Here is a 20,173-nt window from a genome sequence, read left to right as displayed (position 1 = left end):
GATCCAGTTGTAACAGCTATATGAAAAATTTGAAGAGATTCTTGAAGCTAATGACCAACCCATTGAAAAGACTATCGGAAAAGACCGTGAATCGGTAGGCCCGTGGTTGAACTGAATGATGCCTTCATGTCGTTTCGAAGAGTCCCAAGGATCGAGGATGGATGATGCGTTTTGTTTCTCGTGAAGAGGGTGAAAAACCAACCGATTGATACAGTGAGAGTGCGCGCGGATGATCCAGATTGCAGGTATTCACCTTCAGGCACTTTGGCACTGCTGACGGAGCGACCTGCCAGGCAAGTTGAACGATTGACTTGAGAAATGGTCGGCCGAGCGCCTGGCCGATGAACTCTGGCAGGAGTCCGAAATAGGAAAGCTCGACGTTTCCATCCTTTCTGCGTTCAAGTTCCCCGAATCCTGCAGGAACACCCCCACGATAGAGGACATGCAATTCGTGGCCGCAGGCATGAAGGATGCTGTTCAACTCGTCGTCACTGAGAATGCGTCTTTCCCACCAAAGCCACGGCTCACCCACAGTGTTATAGAGATATCGGTAGAATGAAGGTGGTGGCCTGTTTGCCCGGAGCAGGAGGCAGTCGTCGGGAAGCCGCGTCTCATCGGCAGAAAACGAGCGTGGGGATGTCATCTCCAGATAGGTGATTTCCGTATCCAGGTACGCGCTCTCATGCGTAGTGAGTGTGGAACTCGCTTCACCCGAGAGCCACTTTGCCATCATTGCACGGGGCGTGAGTTGGTAACCCTGCTTTTGATAGAAGGTGGCAACGGGCTGATTGTCGGGGCGAATCATCAATTGCACCTTGCGCACATCCTGGCTGGAGAGCCAGTTCTCGGCCACTTTCAGAAGCGTCCCGGCCACCCCTTGCTGCCGATATGACAGCTTGACCGCCAGATAATAGAGCCAGCCACGATGGCCGTCATGGCCGACACAGACGCTGCCCACGATCTGTCCGTCCAGATGGGCAACCAGTATCCGTGCCGAAGGAGCAGCCTGAAAAAGGGCGATATCCTCATGCGGGTCGTTATGCGGGACCAAGAGACCGCATTCGTTCCACAGCGCGACACACGCCTGCTCCTGGCCAGCACGCAGATCGTCGATTTCAATTGGTTTATTAAGTTCTTCTGGAATGGCTATCTTTCCGTGGAAGCTGATGCTTTAGACGCCGGGCCCTTATCGATTGGAAGCTTCTCGGCCAATCCCCATTCAGCCCAGGATCCGTCATAAAGGGCGACATCCCTGTGCCCGAGTATGTCGAGTGCCATGGCAAGCGCAGCTGCGGTGATGCCCGAACCGCAAGACGTGACAATTGGTGCCTTGAGATCGACACCTGCCTCCTCGAATTGCCGGCGCAAGCCGCTAGGGGTTTTCAGGCATCCGCTTTCGGCATCAATGAGATTCGTGTAGGGCACGTTGTAACTTCCGGGGATGCGTCCCGATTGGCGTCCTGGCCAGGGTTCGTGATCCCGACCCTCGAAACGTCCCGTGCTGCGTGCATCAACAACCTGTTCCTCCCCGGCCTCAATATTGCCAAGGATCTTGTGACGATCCCGGATACGCGTGGTATCAAGGCGGGCGGTAAAGTGCCTTTCCTCTGGCAAGACCGGATGATCGTCCAGCGGGCGCTGCTCCGCTTTCCACTTGGGCAGCCCGCCATCGAGCACAAACACATCTCGATGCCCGAAGACGCGAAACATCCACCAGACCCGTGGTGCCGACATCAGACCCTTGCGATCATAAACGACAATGCGTGTTCCGTCGCCAAGGCCAAGCTTGCGGACCTTGGAAGAGAAGACTTCCGGCGGGGGCAGCATGTGCGGAAGCGAATCCTGATTGTCCTTAATGTCATCGATGTCAAAGAAGACGGCTCCGGGAATATGCTCCTGTTCGTACTCAGCCCGGGCGTCTCCGCTCTCCACCGGTAAATAGTAGGTGGCATCCACAACACGTAAATCCGGTGAGTTGAGGTTTCTCTCAAGCCACTCGGTTGAAACTAGCGGGCTGGCTGAATCTGTCATGAACCTGCTTCCTGGCTGGCAAAGCGCAAATTTATACGACGGTTCTGGCGCCCCTTGTTCTCGATCTTTCCGACTTCCAGGCGGCCAATTTCGCTGGTGTTACTGACATGGGTCCCTCCACAGGGCTGCAGGTCGACCCCTTCAATCTGCAGCATGCGTACTCGCCCGCTGCCGCGTGGCGGTTTGACGGACATGGTCCTGACAAGCTCTGGGGTATTGTCCAGTTCTTCGTCGCTTGCCCAGATGACCGAGACAGGAACGGCGCGCCTGACCAGATCATTGAGGTTCTCCGTCAGCCAAGTCTTGTCAGGAGCTCCTTCGGGAAGGTTGAAATCCAGGCGTCCCTTGCCGTCGGAAATCTGTCCCCCCGTGACATCACCCTCGACAAGGGAACAGAGCAGGTGAAGACTTGTATGCATGCGCATCAGCCTGTGACGGCGTTCCCAGTCGATCTGCAACTCAACTTCCTCACCGATGTCCGGAACTGGGGAGTCCGCTGCGAGAAGGTGCAGGACATCCTGGTCATCATCTCCGTGCTTCTGTGCATCAATAATGTTCACTTCGGCACCGGACGACAGACGCATCAGACCGGTGTCGCCCGGTTGTCCGCCCCCTTCCGGATAGAAGATCGTACGGTCGAAACGCACACCCGCGGACGAGCTATCCGTAACACGAGCCCGGCAACTCTTCAGGTAAGGGTCGTCGCGGAACAGCAATTCCATGGTTTCCTACTCCTCAAAGCCAATTGGGAACGGGCAAGGATTTCTCCCTTAGGAATGACGGATTGTAGAGCTTGCTCTGATAGCGGGTACCGAAGTCGCAAAGCACGGTTATAATGGTGTGCCCTGGTCCCATTTCACGGGCAAGACGGATTGCCCCGGCCACATTGACGCCGCTGGAGCCACCCAGGCAAAGACCTTCATGCTCCAGCAGGTCGAAGACAACCGGCAAGGATTCGCTGTCAGGAATCGTAAAGGATGTATCCAGAGGCATGTCCTCCAGATTCTTCGTGATACGTCCTTGCCCTATGCCTTCCGTTATCGATGTGCCTTCGGCTTTCAGACTCCCATGGGCATAATAATGGTGCAGGGCAGAACCGGAGGGGTCGCTGAGAGCGACCTGGACCTGTGGGTTTCTTTCTTTGAGAGCCATGGCCACACCGGCGAGTGTGCCGCCGGTTCCGACCGAACAGGTAAAGCCATTCACGCCACCGTCCGTCTGCTCCCATATTTCCGGACCCGTGGTTTCATAGTGGCCCAGGCGATTGGCTACGTTGTCGAACTGGTTTGCCCAGATTGCGCCGGCTTCTTGGTCCTGCGCCAACTCTTCTGCCAGTCGGCGCGAAACGTGGACATAATTCTGTGGATCCTTGTAGGGCACGGCCGGGACTTCACGCAGGTCGGCGCCGCAGAGACGCAGCATGTCCTTCTTTTCCTGACTCTGTGTTTCCGGAATCACGATGACGGTTCGGTAACCCCGGGCGCGTCCGACCAGCGCCAGGCCTATTCCCGTATTTCCTGCGGTTCCCTCGACGATGACACCGCCCGGTTTCAACAGACCTTTGTTTTCCGCATCTCTTACAATGGCCCATGCGGCCCGGTCCTTTACGGACCCACCGGGGTTCAGGAATTCGGCCTTGCCCAGAATGGTGCAGCCTGTTTCCTCCGAGGCACGTTTCAGGTGAAGCAGGGGCGTTTGCCCAATCGTCCCTATAAAGCCCTCACGAATCTGCATGGATTTACGTAGCCTATCGTTTCAGTTGAATCACAAGTGTAACAGTTTGCACGGCATAGCCGTAAGGTCACGTGTTCCAGCAGTGCTGAACCTCATCATGATTCAGCTTCAGCCAAGCCAGCGCCATCCAGGCCGTCGCGTTCTCGATCCGCCCCTGTTGCAGCAGGGCATAGGCTTCGTCAAACGGTACCATGAAAGCGCGTATGTCTTCGCCTTCCTCTTCAAGGCCATAGAGGCCGTCAACGCCAGGCTCCGCCAAGCGGCCAAGATAGGTCGATATCACTTCGTCACAGCCGCCGGGCGAGGGCAGAACGCGGTTGATTTGCCAAAGCTCCGAGATCTCCAATCCTGCTTCCTCACGACTCTCTCTGAGAGCTGTTTCTTCTTCGCTCTGACCCGGTTCGACAAGTCCGGCAACGACTTCGTACTGCCAGCCCCTCATGCCAGCCAGCCAGGCTGGCAGGCGAAACTGTTCCAGCATCATGATGCTGTCGCTTTCCGGATGATAGGGCAGCACCGCAACGGCCGGCACGCGTTCACAAACCTCGCGCTCGAGCCGCTTGCTTTCCTGACCACTCTGGGTTCGGTAGGTGAAACTGTGACGTGACAGCTTCAGGAAGCCGGAATAGAGGTATTCACTAGAAAACAGCTCAACGGCGGCGTCGCATTCAGTCATTGATCTCATAGGGCTCGATGATGGTAATGCCAATGCTCTCGTAATAACGTTTGGCGCCGGGATGCAAGGGGGTGCCGAGACCGTTGAGTGCAGTATCCAGGGAAATCCTGCGTGCTTGGGGATGCCCCTCCTCGAAGAGTTGCCTGTGTCTCGGGTGCCAGAAGGCCTGGGTCATCTGAAACACCAGTTGCTCTTCCAGGCGGGCATCCACGAGCCATTGCGCCCCCACGGACAGGCTTGGCGTATTTGGAATGCCTTCATAGGTTTCTTCCATCACCTCCGCGACAGAAAAGAAGGGATAACGATTACGCAGACGCTCAACCGGTTCACCTTCCAGTCGGAGCAGACGAATGGGAATCTCTTCTGCCAGATCGCTAATTGCTGGGGTCGGAGTACCTGCCACCATGAAGAAACCATCCAATTCTCCCTTGCGAAGTTGCGAGGCGGCAACGTTGGGAGCCAGGTAGGAAGCCTCAAAATCATCAGGTGAGAGCCCCCAAGCTTCAAGGATAAGAAGGGCATCCACAAGGGAGCCCGAGCCTTGCTGATCCAGGGAAATACGTTTTCCCTTGAGATCGTGAGGACTTTCGATCTTCGCTTCTTCCCGCGTCACGACCTGGATAACCTCAGGATAGAGATTTGCGATCGTGCGCAGATTGCGCAAGGGCTCGCGCCCTTCATAGGGGCCTTCCGCGTGGTAGGCCCAGAAAGCAACGTCAGCCTGGGCCAGGGCTGTTTCCAGGTTTCCTTGTTCTATGGCCTCAACGTTCGAGGCCGAACCTTCTGTTGACTGGGCTGTGGCGATCAGATTCGGAACGCCACAACTGCCACCGCGTTCACATTCTCGGCTGCCGGGCGGACTGCTGATGGCACTGGCAATCAGTCCGCCTATGGGGAAATAGATGCCGGCTGTGGAAGCTGTTCCAATACGCAGGATGCGCGTTTCCTGTGACGAGGCCGCGTTTGTCCAGGGCAGGGCGCAGAGAAGGCCACCTGATATCAGGAACTGACGTCGACTGAAGAACACCGTCTTGTCTCCATCCCAGAATGCAGTTCCCGACAGGATAACCTCAGCAATCGGGCAGGGCCAAGGCAAGCAACCCGTCAGCGCATATGTTATCTCAAAACTGACTTATTCTTTTGGGCTGACTTGCAGTTCCAGGAAAAACTAAACTGATGAGCTTCACATTTATCTCGATTCCTGCTCCCCTCTGATCCTAGAACAGAAACGTCATGACGGAAGCTCGTTAACCGTGAATATGATGCCAAACAGGTAGTCGGAGCAAATTGCTCACATCTGAACACCAGCTTTCAAGGCAAATATCGGAAGAGTTAGGAGAGAGTGAAACTTCAGGAAAATGGCGGTGAGGGTGGGATTCGAACCCACGAAGGGCTATTAACCCTTACACGCGTTCCAGGCGTGCGCCTTAAGCCACTCGGCCACCTCACCCATTTTTTGCGATCTTGTTACCGTGACCGCCCTGAATGGAGCGGGAACATAGCCGAGCCCCTCTGGCTATGCAATGCCGCGCATTGAAGAATTGGCCGTATTTGAACAGCAAGGGTATTCGTGCTGGCACAGACTGGAAAGGATGAAGGATGAGGATCTTGTTCATGATCCTGGGATGGTTTTTCCTGATCGTTGCAGCCGGCTGCCTCTGGCTGGAAATGATTGCCTGGAGAGCGGCAGGGGATGTGACTTTCCGTCAGGGAGGCGCCATCTGGTACAGCCTGGATCCAGGCAGCCTCAATTTGGTCCAGGCCGTTACTGAACGTTATCTATGGTCGGCTCTGTGGGATCCGGCAATGCTGACACTATTGCAGCTTCCGGCCTTGCCGCTCCTTGCTTTCCTGGGAATTGTCTTCCTGTTGCTGTCTTGGATCATGGGGCGGGCAAGGGCGCGCCGCTGAAACTGACGCTAAGATCCCATAGATGGACAAGCCCTGGGGTCTCCGCCTAGACTTTTCGCCCATAAGATTGAATTAGCTGACAGGTGATACGTGATCAGGGATCCACGCACTGACGGTTTTCGACTTCCGGCGGAATGGGAAACACATGCAAGGTGTTGGATGGCTTGGCCATCTCGCGACGATTTATGGGGAGATCGCATTGAAGAAGTGCGGGACTCCTATGCGGATGTGGCGAAGGCCATCGCACGTTTCGAGCCTGTGACGATGATCGCGAATCCGGACCATATGGCGGATATATCCCTCAAATGCGGAACTGGCGTTGCCTGCCTGCCAGTGGAGCATGATGATTCCTGGATACGCGACAATGGTCCCAGTTTCCTGATGGATTCCTCGGGTCATATCACGGGCGTTAAATGGGGATTCAACGGATGGGGGGAGCGCTTCGTACCTTATGAACTGGATGCACAGGTTCCGGATGCGATCCTCGATCATCTGCGCATTAGCCGGTACGCCGCTGACCTGATAACCGAAGGTGGGGCCTTCCATACGGATGGAGAGGGAACGCTGATTGCCGTCGAGCCCAGTATCGTCAACAGCAATCGCAATCCAGGACTCACCCGGGAAGACATAGAAGACCTGCTATTGCGCTATACTGGAACCCAGAAGTTGATTTGGCTGCCCCATGGACTGGCTGGTGATCATACAGATGGTCATGTGGATCACGTCTGCTGCTTTATCAAGCCTGGTGGGGTCGTTGTTCTGGCATGCGATGATGAAGATGATGAGAATCATCAGCGACTGGAAGCGAATCGGCAAGTCCTGGAATCAGCAGTCGATGCCAAGGGGCGCCGGTTGGAGATCATTGACGTGCCGCAACCACGTGCCCGGTATAATGCAAACGGGGACCGTTTGCCGCTCAGCTATATCAATTACTATGCCCCGAATGGCGGCTTGGTTCTGCCGGCCTTCGAGGATCCTGCTGACGATCGCGCCCACAAGGTTCTTTCAGGCCTTTTCAAGGGGCGTGATGTCATACAACTGCCTGTCCTGGATATACTCCAAGGCGGAGGCGGCATTCACTGCATCACCTTGCAACAGCCTAAATTCATGAGCTTTCAGGAAAAGGAAAGCTCGTAATCGTTTGAATTCACGCTATTCAAGCTTTTGCCATCAACAGAAAAAATCTTCAGGTATATCCGTTATGGCAGCTGAGCCTCGTATGGCCGCTGCCGCATATGCCTCGCTGGCGGGCAGTATATTGTCAGCAAAGAAACGAGCCGTGCGAAGCTTGCTGAAGTAATAGCTGTTTTCGCTGTCCTCAGCATCGTTGCGTGCACTGATGGCAGCGGACTTTCGCGCACCTTCTGCCAACAGCCACCCCCCAGCAAGCGTACCAAGCAGATTTAGATAAGGTGTGGCTCCAGCCGCCGCTTCAAGAGGTCGTTCATTCCAGGTATCGACAAGCCAATCCGTAGCCTGCTCAAAGGCTTCACAGGCCTCTTCGAGGCTGCGTCGAATGACATTGAGGTCTTCGCCGCGTTCCTTGTCCATGACCTTGGTGGTTTCCCTGACCTTGTGCAGGAATGCCCAGGCTGGTCGGCCTTGATGGCGCATGATCTTGCGCCGGATCAGGTCAAAGGCCTGGATCCCGTTCGTTCCTTCATAGATCGGGGTGATTCGGGCGTCCCTGAAGTGCTGGGCAGCACCCGTTTCCTCGATATACCCCATTCCGCCGTGAACCTGGATTCCAAGCGATGTGACCCGGCAAGCTGCGTCGCTCGCCCAGGCCTTGGCCACGGGTGTCAACAGATCAAGGGTGTTGATGCGGCTGTCCTCACGTGCAGTCCGGTCCGGCAGATTTCGTGAAAGGTCAATGGCCGTGGCGGTATAGTAGACAAGGGCTCGCGCGGCTTCGGTGGTTGCCTTCATGGTCATGAGCATGCGGCGCACATCGGGATGATGGATGATGGCAACCGGCGCTCCATCCCCCTGATCGCCTACTCGCTTGCCTTGCACACGCTCAAAGGCAAATCGGCGCGCCTGCTGATAGGCACGTTCGGCAACACCCACGCCCTGTGCACCAATGCCCAACCGGGCCGAGTTCATCATCGTGAACATGTATTCCATGCCACGGTTCTCTTCTCCGACAAGGTAGGCGACCGCACCATCCCGGTCTCCATAGGCCATGGCGCAGGTTGGGGAACCGTGAATGCCCAGTTTGTGCTCGAGAGAGGTACACCGCACATCGTTCTTCTCGCCAAGAGTCCCATCTTCACGGGGGAGCCACTTTGGAACGATGAACAAACTGAGACCTTTGCTGCCAGTCGGAGCATCATCAGTGCGCGCCAGAACCATATGAAGAATGTTCTCAGCCAGATCATGATCACCGTAGCTGATGAAAATCTTTTGCCCGAACAAGCGATACGAATTCTCATCACGCACAGCACGCGTTCTGATGGCACCCACGTCGGAACCCGCTTGTGGTTCCGTCATCGTCATGGTTCCAGTCCAGTGTCCCGCAATCAGCGGCGGCAGAAAGGCATGTTTCTGGCTTTCTGAGCCATGCGCCTGAATCAATTCGATCGCGCTCTGGGTTAGAAGCGGACAAAGGCCAAGACTCATGTTCGCCGAGCTGAAAAGCTCCTGGATCGCGACCGCCAGAACCCAGGGCAGTCCTTGTCCCCCATAATCCGGATCGAAGGGCAGGCTGTTCCAGTTACCTTCGACATAACTTTGGTAGGCCTTACAATAGCCCTCGGGAGTGGAAACCTCGCCATCCAGGAGCCTGGCCCCCTGTCTGTCACCTGGGCGATTTGCTGGTGCCATAACATCGCGCGCGAGCCGACCAGCCTCTTCCAGTATACTGTTGGTGAGATCCTGGGAAATATCCCTGTAGATTGGCAGCTTGAACAAGCGGTCTACACCGGCAATGGCATCCAGTGTGAAACGCATGTCCTGAAGTGGAGGGTCGAATTCAGTCATAGGCCATCCCTAATGTCCCGCGCCAAGCGGGAGAGGGTAGATGGCCTGGTTAAATCTGTCGACTCACACGAACGGGCACTCTGGATCTGCAAAGGCCGGTCAGGAGGCCGCCATCAGCCTTGATTCTTCGCTCTCGAGGGGAAAATAAACACGCATTGTGGTGCCTTGCCCAACTTCACTTTCTATTTCAAGGCGCCCCCCATGCAGTTCGGTCAGTGAGCGCACAAGAGAGAGACCAAGCCCCGTTCCGCCAGTGCCTCTTCTGTAAGTATTGTCGGCTTGCTCGAATGGACGAAATATACGTTCCATGTCTTCTTCGGCGATCCCAACACCCGAATCGCGAATGGCAATGACAATCTCATCCTCGGCTGTGCTGCTGATCTTCACAGCAATATCCCCACCTTCAGGCGTGAATTTTATTGCATTCGATAACAGATTGAAAACTATCTGTTTTATAGCCCTTTCATCCGCATATATCTGCTCGCCGCCAGGTACGATCTCCATGCCCATTGTGAGGCTCTTTTCGTTGGCCCGTACGCGGTTGAGCCGCAGGCAAGACTCCAGAATCTCGTCCACATGCAGGAAGACAGGATTGATTTCCAAACGGCCTGCCTCGATCTTCGCCAGATCCAGTATATCGTTGATGAGTTCCAACAGATGGCGACCACTTTCCTGAATGTCGCGGGCGTATTCCGTGTATTCAGGTACGCTGTTCTGGCCGAAGGATTCGTTGGCTATTATCTCGGAAAAACCCAGGATAGCGTTTAGCGGTGTGCGCAGTTCATGACTCATGGCCGCCAGGAAATGGGATTTCGCCCTGTTCGCTTCTTCAGCAGCCTTTCCCTGCTGTTCTGCATCCTGCCGCGCAACTTCCAGGTCTTCTGCCAGACGTCTCAGTTCCTCAGTCTGCGATTCCAGAGTATCGCGGCTGTATAGCAATTCCTGTTCAAAGTGCTTGTGATCGGTGATGTCGAGAACTGTTAACTGCTGGGCGGGCTCACCCATCCATTCGACGGCGCGCCCCATGACCTCAACCCAGATATTAGCCCCCTGGGTGGTGAGGTTGCGTGCTTGTGTCGTGAACTCGTGATTCCTGTTTTCCAGGCTGTACAGCCACCTCTGCCAGGCTATCTCCCTGTCCTGCTCGGGCATCAGGCAGAGAATGTCCGACATCTCAAGAACTTCCTCGGTCGAATTGAAACCATAGATTCGCGCGAACGCATCATTCACGAAAAGGGGTTTATATCCACGGTGGATACATATTCCCTGGAGTGAGCCTTCAATCAGGTCCCTGAACCTTCTTTGACTGGCCTCCAAGGCAGCTTCAGCCGCCTTGCGCTTGGAAATATCACTGATGGTGCCGACAACGCGAACGGCCTCGCCATCCTGGTCATGATAGGCACGTCCCTTGGCCGCGACCCAGATATAATCTCCATTCCGGGTCCTCAGTCGATGGTCATGCTCGAAACTGTCTCTTTCTCCCTTCAGGTGAGCTGCGAGCAGGCGCAAGGCCTCGGAAGCATCCTCTTCATGGATACGGTCAAGCCATGTCTCGACACGAGACGGTAGTTTTTCGCAGTCGTAGCCAAGCAATCGGCACCATACGGGAGAATAATAGACTTGCCCCGATTTGACGTCCCAGTCCCATAAGCCATCATTTGCACTGTTGAGCGCAAGGTGAAAGCGTTCGCGACTCTTACCCAGATCCTGCTCGACCTGCTTCTGTCCCGTAATGTCACTGGATGTTCCGATAATCCGCACAACCCGGCCCGAATCATCGGTTACAGGGGTCAGGCTTGTACGCCACCAACGCCAGCCACTGGGCAACTGGTAATGCTGGACATACTGAATACGTTCACCTTTGGAGACGCATTCCGCATAGCGATCCTGGACGGCAGTAGCCGTTTCTGGCGGCACAACTTCGTGTGGTCGACGCCCCGCAAGGATAGCGTCCTTCAATCCTGTCATTTCTTCATGACAGCTGTTCGACGCAAGATATCGAAAGGACGGTTCTTCCTCGACCTCTACGACGAAGACAGGCACCCCCATTGCTTCAATCAGTTCCTTAAGCGTAGCGTCTGACTGAAAAGCCAGCATATTCGGCTCCGTTTATCTCTTCCCAGTAAATGCAAGCCTAGGAAGAAATGGTTAACGGAGACTTTCCAGGGGTGTACTCAAATTACCTTTCCAGGATTCAGAAGATATTCCGGGTCCAAGGCGTTCTTCAGGGTTCTCATCAGATCGATTTCGACCTCGGACTTGAAACGCATGTTCTCCGTGCGCTTCAATTGTCCGATCCCATGTTCTGCTGAAATAGAGCCCCCCATTTCTACGACGATATCATGGATACGGGCATTGACCTCTGTCCAGCGTGCCAGAAAAGCAGCCGGATCCATCCCTTCGGGTTGTGTGATGTTGAAGTGGATATTGCCATCACCAACGTGACCGAAGGGTACGGGACGTGCACCCTCCACCATTGCCAATACAGCTTCGGTTCCCTTCTCAATGAAGGCAGGAACTTCAGAAACGGGCACAGAAACATCATGCTTGATTGAAGCGCCTTCAAATTTCTGAGCTTCCACGATTCCTTCCCGCAGTCGCCAGAGTTTATGCCGCTGCGTTTCATTGCCGGCTATAACAGCATCACTGAGCAGGTTCTCTTCGAGTCCGTCGCTAAAGGACTCCTCGAGCGTGTCGTGCAAACCACGCCCCTCACGTCCCCCGAACAGCTCCACAAGGACGTACCAGGGGGAGGGGGCATCCAGCGGGATTTGGCCTCCTTCGACATGGCGCTCAGCAAATTCGAGCCCGCGCCGGCACATCAGTTCAAATGATGTCACGCTTTCGCCTGAAGCCGCGCGAATGCGCCCCAGAAGACGGACCGCTGCTGCTGGATCCGGAACAGCGACCAGGGCTGTCGCGACCTCTCGTGGACGCGCATAAAGTTTCAGTACGGCTGCCGTGATGATTCCGAGGGTACCTTCCGCACCTATGAACAACTGTTTCAGGTCATAGCCAGTGTTGTCCTTGCGCAGACCGCGCAGGCCGTTCCAGATGCGCCCATCGGCCAGTACGACTTCCAGCCCGAGCACCAATTCGCGCGCATTGCCGTAACGCAAGACCTGGACACCACCGGCATTGCTGGAAAGATTGCCGCCGATCTGGCAGCTGCCCTCCGCTCCCAGCGATAACGGGAACAGGCGGTCACAGGCAGCCGCAGCTTCCTGGATGTCCTGCAGGATGCAGCCAGCCTCGGCAGTCAGTGTAAAATTATCGGCGTCGATGGCGCGAACACGATTCATGCGCTTGAAGGACAGGATAAGGCTCTTGCCGGTCTCATCAGGCACGGAGCCGCCAACAAGACTGGTATTCCCGCCCTGTGGCACGATGCTGACCTTCTCCTGTCGGCATAGGCGCACCACTTCGGCCACCTGCTCGGTCGAAGAAGGAAAGGCAACGGCACAGGCCTTGCCGTGGTACCTGCCGCGCTGATCCTGAAGGTAGGGTTCTATCTCCTGCTCCGCGACAAGAATACCCCCCTTACCAGTTATTTCCTCCAGGCGGCGAAGGAACTGGTTGTCATGCATTTCCATCTCTTCCAACTCTCTCCAGTCCCCCCTATAGCGGCCAGACAAGCAGCAGCATGGGGATGGCGATACTAACGATCACAATATCCAGCGGAAGACCCATGCGCCAATAGTCGCTGAAACGATATCCGCCGGGCCCGAGGATCAGTGTATTGTTCTGGTGTCCGATGGGGGTTAGGAACGCACTGGACGCCCCGACGGCCACGGCCATCAGGAAGGTATCTGTATTGACCGAAAGTTGAGAGGCGAGCGAAATCGCGATGGGGCTCATGACGGCAGCCGTGGCGGCATTGTTCATGAAATCCGTCAACAGCATCGTGACAACGAGCAATAGCCCCAGTGTCAGGACAGGATCGCCACCGGCCAGGTCATTCACAAGCGTTTCGGCAATGAGCTCTGCAGCTCCACTGCTTCCTACTGCGTTGGCGACTGGAATTAGGGCGGCCAGAAGCACGATAACGGACCCGTCCAGAGCTTCATAGGTTTCCCTTACGGGAAGAATGCGCAGGATCACGGCCAGGACTGCTGCCGTTACAAAAGCCACCGCAGCAGAGACCAGGCCTGAGGCGGCAAAAGCAGCCGCACCGACCATCAGTGCGCCGGCCTTCATGGCTTCCTTGAAATGAGGCAACTTGATTTCGCGTTTGCCTAGGGGGGCGCAGCCAAAAGAGTTGGTGAAGCTGGCAATCCTGTCCTCTTCACCTTGCAGCAAAAGAACGTCGCCAGCAGCGAATACAGTTGAACGAAGCCGCTCTCCTGATGTACTGCCTTGCCGAGAAATAGCGAGAAGGTTGATGCCAAACCGATTGCGGAGTCTCAGGCCTTTCGCTGTGCTTCCGATCAGACGGCTGTTTGGCAGGATGACCACTTCGATCAGTTTGACTTCTTCGGACTGGAGATTCTGGGCCTCTATGCCTTCTCCGTCTTCCTGTACCGTGTCTTCAGATTTCAGTTCGGAATCATGATCGTCGTCGGATCTTTCGCCGACCAGTTCCAATCCGAGCGTGGGAATCGATTTCGCGAGCCCTTCGGGGTCCGCCTCCAGAATCAGGACATCCCCCTCCTGAATCCTTTGATAGCGGTGAGGGGCCAGGATGCGCTGGTTATTACGGACGACTGCAATTACGACAGCTTCAAGCTCATCGAGTTCACGTTCAATTTCAATCAGGCGCTTGCCTTTGGCCTTGGCGTCTTCGGTAACCCGCGCCTCTGTCACGTACGATGCTATGTTCTCGAAGAGATTCTGTCCGGCATGGGCACCATCTCTGGATTTGGGCAGGAGACGCCAGCCAACCAAAACGACAAAACTAACACCGGCCAGCATCAGTGTGGCACCGACAGGTGTGAAATCAAACATTGAGAAGGAAGAACCTTCAGCACCTGCGCGGTAACTGGCAACAATGATATTAGGAGGTGTGCCAATCAGGGTTGTCATGCCTCCCAGTATAGACGCGAAGGAAACTGGCATCAGGAAGCGGCTCGGAGGAATGTTGCTCTTGGCTGCGGCTTGCAGTGTTATGGGGATAAGAAGCGCCAATGCACCGACGTTATTCATGAAGGCGGAGAGAACCGCTGCCAGAATGCAACAAGCGCCAATCATGAGAGTAGGTGAGCCGCGAGCCGGAATAACGTGACGCGCCAGGATGTCCACCGCCCCTGAAAGCGATAGCATGCGGCTGAGAATCAGGATCGCGGCGACCGTGATCACGGCGGGGTGACTGAATCCAGAAAAGGCCTCATCCATGGGAATGAGGCCAGCCAGAACGGCGGAAAGCAAAGCCATCAAGGCAACGACGTCATAACGCCAGCGTCCCCAGATAAAAAGCGCCATGGCGCAGCCAAGTATTCCCAGCACCAACCCCTGTTCGAGGGTCATAGTGTCTCCTGTGGTTGCGGTTCAGTTACCTGTTTAGATGAAGAGAGGCCTGCCAGATTCGGCTTTCTGTAGAGGGTGGATCAACCGAAACTCAGGATATTTTCACTCCTGCAACCTGAAAATAACCTTGGTCCAATTCGGAAGGCAAATCACCATTCTCACAAGTGGCAAAATGCACCCCCTGAATGCCCTCTATATGTCACAGAGCAAAAGCCGTATAATGTCTTGCGGCATGTTTTTCCCCAGAGTAGGGCAATGGCACAAACTGATGGCTGATTGCCAGGTCTCTGGAAAAACCTAGTAATAATGCCTACTTGCGATAAACTGTACATCAAACACAATTCCAGGGCAGCCTTCAGACCTTCATCATGGCTTTGCGAACATGCACCATAATCCTTGCTGTGGCACTGCTTAGCGGATGCGAAGCCTTGCCATGGCAGGATGCTGAAACCAACGCGACAGCTCCCAGCGCCACCGCACCTGCACCTGAATCCGGAGAAGAAGTTTCCGCACCGGCGCCAAGCTCTCCGGAGTCAGCTGGTCCGAGAAAACCTGTAACCCCCCTGAATCCCGATGAATTGGTTGGTCTGAGTGAAGAGGAAATGCTGGGACAGCTGGGACCGCCCCTGGATGTCAGGCGAGAAGCACCAGCCACTGTCTGGAATTACCAGCGATCAAACTGCGAATTGAAGCTGTTTTTCTACCCTTCTTTGCGTGATCGACGTTTGCAAGCGCTCACCTATGAAGTGACCCCGTCGGGAGACGCAACTATGGAGCGCTGCCTGCAAGAGCTTGGGAGTTTTCAAAATGGGTAGTATGGAAACCATGCAAGTGACTCGGAACATAGAGATTGCGGTTGTGGACGACGATCCGCTGTTTCGAGAAACTTTATCCGAAAATCTGAAGGAGGCTGGCTATTCTGTCGAGATATTTGAGGCTGGTGAACCGTTTTTCGAATGGCTGGATAACGATGGATCACCAGATCTGATTCTTCTCGATTGGCGTATGCCGGGAATGAACGGAATCGAGGTTCTGAAACGCATGCGTGAGGAAGGGCACGAGATGCCCGTTATTTTCCTGACGGCTTTGAGTGAACAGATATACGAAGAAGCTGCGCTGTTGAGCGGCGCCGTGGATTTTGTGGAGAAGTCACGCAGTTTTGCCATCCTGCACAAGCGCATCGATCTCATTCTCTCTGGCAACAAGACGCCTCAGGGAAGCGAAGTTGAGGCAGGTGACTCACAGAACCAGGATGTCATACGTCAAGGAGAACTCGAACTTCGCCTGGACAGCAGCCGTGCTTTCTGGCGGGGGGAACGTGTCAATCTGAGCCTGACAGAATTCAAGATCGTTCACTTGCTGCTGCAACGCGCTGGACAGGATGTAACCTACCGGGAAATCTATGATTTGGTTCATGGTCAGGGATTCCTGGCAGGTGCCGGGCCAGAGGGTTATCGCGCAAACGTCCGCACCTTCATGAAACGCATTCGCCAGAAATTCCGGGAACTTCACTCAGAATTCGACGAAATAGAAAACTATCCCGGATTTGGTTATCGCTGGCGCACAACTGAGCGCTAAGGGGTCGACTTGCGCCCTCTCTCCCGGATACCTCGCTCCCTGGCTGCAAAATTCCTTTTGCTGCTGGTCATATTCATTGCTGTTCCGGTTATAATATACGGCCAATTGAAGCTTGCCGATCAAGAGCGGGCGACCCTGTTGTTGCGGAGTGTCCAGGAGCAAGGCTGGTTGGTGGGACGCAGTTTGCGCCCCTTTCTTGAGCGCTTCGAGGGTCAGGATGCACTGGTGCTCCATGAGACACTCTCGGACCTGGGCGTACGGGGAATGCGTGTACGACTGCTGTTCCGTCCAGAGGGGGAGGAGGGGTATGACAGCTTCTACTTCGTGGCCTCGTCACAATCACAGCCAGCCGATCAACTGGAAGACGAACTGGAGCAGCTGGTAACTCCTGATATTCTGGGAAAACTGGAGGATTCCTGCCGTGGGCAGCAACCTCTTTCCGTTCGGTACCGAAACCCGGAGGGAGGGGAGGAATTCCTGACGTCCATCACACCGGTCAATGCGCCCAAGGGCTGCTGGGCCATCATAACCTCACACGCTACGTCCGAGTTGCTGCGTTCTTCCTTGGGCCGACCCTACTGGCAGATGCCCGAAGTGCGCGTAGCCGCCGCCATATACCTGCTCATGGCAATTGTGGTCATGGCAATATTTCTCGGCTTATGGGGCAGCCTGCGCAAGTTCGCGCTTCTGGCGAACCAAATCCGCTCGCATGGAACCCCCTCACTTTCGTTTTCCAGCCTCAATCGTGTGCCGGAACTCTCCGACGTAGCGCGTGAGTTCGATCGAATGGTCAATACACTGCAGAAATCGGCCAAGGATATCCGCGATGCTGCAGAAGAGAATGCGCATGCCTTGAAGGCACCTATCGCGGTGATCTCCCAGGCGACCGAACCACTGCGTCGCGCTATCCCACCAGAGAACATAAAGGGGAAACGAGCACTGGAGGTGGTCGAACAATCGGTGGCTCGTCTGGACAGCCTGGTTGGCGCAGCACGCCGTATGGAAGAGACGGTCGCTGAACTACTGAACCCGCCGCGTGAGCGGATCAACCTGTCGGCTCTCATGCAGACGCTGCTCTCTCCTTATGTCGAGGGAACCGAGGGGCAGCAACAGACCGTCGTGGAGTCCAGGATCTCTGAGGGCATAGAGGTTCTTGGTGGTGCTGAATTGCTGGAAACCGTTGCCGAGAACCTGATCGACAATGCCATCAGCTTTTCCCCGGACAACGGTAAGGTTCGGGTTCATCTGTACAGCGAGAACGACAAGGCCGTATTGACGGTCGAGGATGAAGGCCCCGGGGTTTCACCGGAAAACCTGGAGCGGATCTTCGAACGGAATTATTCCCATCGTCCTGGAGCCAATCCCTCTGCATTGCCTCAAGCCTCCGTCAAGTTGCCGAACTTTGGCATAGGCTTGTGGGTGGTTCGCAGAAATGTCGAAGCGATAGGCGGTATTGTTTGGGCACGGAATCGCAATGAAGGGGGTCTCTGTGTCCGTATGGAGCTGCCACTGGCGACGTGACGTGAGCTCCGCGCAAGCGAGAGACAGGTTCCCGCGCCATTCTTGTCACAGCCTTGCCTCTGACCCGCCTCGGCCTTGAAGGTTACTCTCACCCGGGTTTCACCTAATGCGAGAATAACAGCCAATGGCCACGCTCCACTCGGTACGAGCCAGCAAGAAGTCAGATTTTCATCCTGAAACGGAAACGCACGCCAGCCATCCTCATGATCGGCGTTTACAGGAGACCCTGGCCCGGCTGCGAAATGTCCGGCTGAGCTATCGCTTTTATATCCTGACCTTCAGCGAAGGACTATCGGAAGAGGCCTTGGCCGGGGTCCTTGATACCTTGCATTCACAGGGTTATGTCATTCGCCTTCAGGGATTCAGTCTAGGCCTTCTGGATGTAGGTGAGTCTGCCTTGCAGCGGGAAGGCTTCGCGCAAATCATTCAGAATAAACTGGCTCGGCATGCTCACGACAGGTCATGGCAGCCTTTTGTCGTGGACTGCATTGAAGGCAGAACGGATGAGATTTCCACTGTCACTGACCTCATCCTCATGGCAGCAGATTCTCGCGAGCAGAAAAACCAGCGGAAGGCAAATACTGCCTGTCAAAAGACCTCTGGCCTCAATGCGCTTGCCTTGGGATAATCAAGCTTCTCGCTTATTGCTCTACTGTAACTGAATCACGGACTTCACTGATTTTCGGGGGGAACTATAGGATGACTTCGTCAAGGTTCATGGCAGCCATGATTGTTGTTCTGACACTGGCTGGCTGCTCGGGTATGGATACCAGAACCCAAAGAACATTGAGCGGTGGCGCCATTGGCAGTGCAGGCGGCGCAGCCATTGGCGCACTTGCAGGAGGAAGCCTCTTCACGGGGGCCCTGATTGGCGGTGCGGCTGGCGCTGCAGTAGGGTACTTGACCGGTGAGGATGAAGTTCACGTCGGCAACTGAAGTGCTGTACAGGATTGGATAAAGCTAAGCTTGGCAACGAAGTGGTATATTCCCTGTTCCGATCAGTCCAGATCAGAGGACCGCAGCAGTGTTTGACTGAAGCACCGCAGTCCAGTAATCGGAAGCGTCCGGCGGTTCCGGATAAGCATGCAATTCCTGAAATGGGCAAAGTGATCAGTTTTGAGCGATATCGGGCCTTCAACCAAAAAGGTGCCATCCGTCTGGCTCATGATGGGGCATCGGGCAGGGGATAACTCACAGGTATTGGCTCTGGCTGAAGCACTTGGGTGGCCGTATGAGATTCGGCGCTTTGCCTACAAGAGCTATGAGCTTCTGATCAATCTGACCCATGGCCCAACTCTGTCAGGAACATTACCGGACCAATCCAGCCATCTTGAGCCCCCGTGGCCAGATCTTGTCATTTCTGCCGGACGGCGCAATGAGCCGATTTGCCGTTGGATTCAACAGCAGGCAAAACGGGAAAAACATGTTCGCTTGATTCATATCGGGCGTCCGTGGGCGAATTTCGGGCGCTTTGACCTGATCATTACAACGCCCCAATATCGCCTGCCACAGCACCCCCATATCCTGCAGAACAATACACCGCTGCACAGGGTTTCTCAGAAGCGTCTTGAGAGCGATGCGGCAGATTGGGCGGACAAACTCCAGGGTATGCCACCCCCTTATATTGCCGTTATTGTCGGTGGCAACAGCGGTCCCTACAGCTATGACCGGGAGGCCGCCCGAAGGCTTGGCAAACAGGCCAGCAAGCTTGCCCGCCAGTATGGGGCATCCCTACTTGTTACAACCAGTGCCCGCACGCGCGCCGATACCATTCAGGTTCTGAGGGATGAAATCGACGTGCCTTGTCATTTCTATCAATGGCGCCCTGATGCAGAAGACAACCCCTATTTTGCTTTCTTGGGGCTAGCAGACCGCATCATTGTAACGGGGGACAGCGTCTCGATGATGACGGAAGCCTGTGCCACCGGGAAGCCGGTTTACCTGTTCGATCTGGGGCAGGGGTGGCGTGCCATGCGCAGGCAATTGCCTGGAAAGCCCAAACTGCTCGACAAGTATCTGAAGAAACCAAGGGACAGCTTTGATTTCCGTGCCTTTGTATATCTATCCGGGATGCACTTGGGCCCCAATCGGATCACGCGCGATATCCGGATCATTCATGACTACATGATTTCCAGTGGTCGCGCGGCCTGGTTGGGCGAAGGTCATCCACTGGAGTCACCTCCACCACTTGAGGACATCTCCCGTGCCGTGGAGCGCGTTCATACCCTTTTCCCGGAACTCTCGACGGCCAAGTCGGGGTAGCAAAAAGCCCCCGAA

Annotated in this window: 17 protein-coding genes and 1 tRNA gene; 7 read left to right on the top strand and 11 right to left on the bottom strand. The window is 55.2% G+C overall.

Features of this window, described 5'->3' with window-relative positions:
- Positions 1-124: 124 nt before the first annotated feature.
- From BP38_RS23060 to BP38_RS0102095, 7 genes are all read right to left on the bottom strand, one after another.
- On the bottom strand, positions 125-1,114 hold the full coding sequence (locus BP38_RS23060) for a GNAT family acetyltransferase (RefSeq protein ID WP_281174341.1): 990 nt from the start codon (positions 1,112-1,114) through the stop codon (positions 125-127).
- A 32-nt stretch (positions 1,115-1,146) separates the two neighbouring features.
- Positions 1,147-2,031: a 3-mercaptopyruvate sulfurtransferase gene (gene sseA / locus BP38_RS0102120; protein ID WP_026986378.1), complete on the bottom strand. Its 885-nt coding sequence runs from the start codon at positions 2,029-2,031 to the stop codon at positions 1,147-1,149.
- Positions 2,028-2,753: an alanyl-tRNA editing protein gene (locus tag BP38_RS0102115; protein ID WP_026986377.1), complete on the bottom strand. Its 726-nt coding sequence runs from the start codon at positions 2,751-2,753 to the stop codon at positions 2,028-2,030. Before BP38_RS0102115 ends, sseA begins: the two co-directional genes overlap by 4 nt.
- Before the next feature lie 13 nt (positions 2,754-2,766).
- Entirely contained in the window at positions 2,767-3,765 is a 999-nt protein-coding gene (locus BP38_RS0102110) for a cysteine synthase A (protein WP_026986376.1), read from the bottom strand.
- A gap of 67 nt (positions 3,766-3,832) precedes the next feature.
- The gene (locus tag BP38_RS0102105) at positions 3,833-4,441 is read right to left on the bottom strand and encodes an NUDIX domain-containing protein (RefSeq protein WP_051608862.1); all 609 of its coding nucleotides are present in this window, start codon (positions 4,439-4,441) and stop codon (positions 3,833-3,835) included.
- Complete coding sequence (locus BP38_RS0102100) at positions 4,434-5,468, bottom strand: TAXI family TRAP transporter solute-binding subunit (protein WP_211250217.1); 1,035 nt, start codon at positions 5,466-5,468, stop codon at positions 4,434-4,436. The genes BP38_RS0102105 and BP38_RS0102100 overlap by 8 nt, the downstream gene beginning before the upstream one ends.
- Positions 5,469-5,800: 332 nt before the next feature.
- A tRNA-Ser gene (locus tag BP38_RS0102095) sits at positions 5,801-5,891 on the bottom strand.
- 149 nt (positions 5,892-6,040) lie between these two features.
- On the opposite strand from BP38_RS0102095, the gene BP38_RS21590 reads away from it, so the two are divergent.
- Together BP38_RS21590 and BP38_RS0102085 are read left to right on the top strand one after the other, a co-directional pair.
- Positions 6,041-6,352 carry a hypothetical protein gene (locus BP38_RS21590; RefSeq protein WP_051608861.1) on the top strand — a complete coding sequence of 104 codons (312 nt, stop codon included), beginning with the start codon at positions 6,041-6,043 and terminating at the stop codon, positions 6,350-6,352.
- A gap of 90 nt (positions 6,353-6,442) precedes the next feature.
- Entirely contained in the window at positions 6,443-7,489 is a 1,047-nt protein-coding gene (locus tag BP38_RS0102085; protein ID WP_026986373.1) for an agmatine deiminase family protein, read from the top strand.
- Positions 7,490-7,522: 33 nt separating this feature from the next.
- Here the strand turns inward: BP38_RS0102085 and BP38_RS0102080 are convergent, their stop codons facing one another.
- From BP38_RS0102080 to BP38_RS0102065, 4 genes are all read right to left on the bottom strand, one after another.
- Positions 7,523-9,334, bottom strand: a complete 1,812-nt coding sequence (locus BP38_RS0102080; RefSeq protein WP_026986372.1) for an acyl-CoA dehydrogenase — start codon at positions 9,332-9,334, stop codon at positions 7,523-7,525.
- 99 nt (positions 9,335-9,433) lie between these two features.
- Positions 9,434-11,431, bottom strand: a complete 1,998-nt coding sequence (locus BP38_RS0102075) for a PAS domain-containing sensor histidine kinase (protein ID WP_081816393.1) — start codon at positions 11,429-11,431, stop codon at positions 9,434-9,436.
- Positions 11,432-11,508: 77 nt separating this feature from the next.
- Positions 11,509-12,927, bottom strand: a complete 1,419-nt coding sequence (locus BP38_RS0102070; protein ID WP_026986370.1) for an FAD-binding oxidoreductase — start codon at positions 12,925-12,927, stop codon at positions 11,509-11,511.
- 25 nt (positions 12,928-12,952) lie between these two features.
- Positions 12,953-14,797, bottom strand: a complete 1,845-nt coding sequence (locus tag BP38_RS0102065; protein WP_026986369.1) for an SLC13 family permease — start codon at positions 14,795-14,797, stop codon at positions 12,953-12,955.
- 807 nt (positions 14,798-15,604) lie between these two features.
- Here BP38_RS0102065 and BP38_RS0102060 point away from each other — a divergent pair.
- The 5 genes from BP38_RS0102060 to BP38_RS0102045 all read left to right on the top strand — a co-directional run bounded on the left by BP38_RS0102060 (position 15,605) and on the right by BP38_RS0102045 (position 20,158).
- Positions 15,605-16,375 carry a response regulator transcription factor gene (locus BP38_RS0102060; protein ID WP_245602293.1) on the top strand — a complete coding sequence of 257 codons (771 nt, stop codon included), beginning with the start codon at positions 15,605-15,607 and terminating at the stop codon, positions 16,373-16,375.
- A 171-nt stretch (positions 16,376-16,546) separates the two neighbouring features.
- Positions 16,547-17,896 (top strand): sensor histidine kinase, encoded by a 1,350-nt coding sequence (locus BP38_RS0102055; RefSeq protein WP_245602303.1) that lies wholly within the window; start codon positions 16,547-16,549, stop codon positions 17,894-17,896.
- A 124-nt stretch (positions 17,897-18,020) separates the two neighbouring features.
- A complete protein-coding gene (locus BP38_RS0102050) occupies positions 18,021-18,524 on the top strand; it encodes a hypothetical protein (RefSeq protein WP_026986366.1) in 504 nt (167 codons plus the stop codon).
- Positions 18,525-18,595: 71 nt separating this feature from the next.
- Positions 18,596-18,832 carry a YMGG-like glycine zipper-containing protein gene (locus BP38_RS22040; RefSeq protein WP_155992149.1) on the top strand — a complete coding sequence of 79 codons (237 nt, stop codon included), beginning with the start codon at positions 18,596-18,598 and terminating at the stop codon, positions 18,830-18,832.
- Positions 18,833-19,012: 180 nt separating this feature from the next.
- Entirely contained in the window at positions 19,013-20,158 is a 1,146-nt protein-coding gene (locus tag BP38_RS0102045; RefSeq protein ID WP_026986365.1) for a mitochondrial fission ELM1 family protein, read from the top strand.
- Positions 20,159-20,173 lie beyond the last annotated feature (15 nt).

The organism is Fodinicurvata fenggangensis DSM 21160, assembly GCF_000686045.1.
GTDB classification, from domain to species: Bacteria; Pseudomonadota; Alphaproteobacteria; order Kiloniellales; family DSM-21159; genus Fodinicurvata; species Fodinicurvata fenggangensis.
Note: the sequence above shows the minus strand (reverse complement) of the source record. Positions and strands in the feature narration are given on the sequence as shown.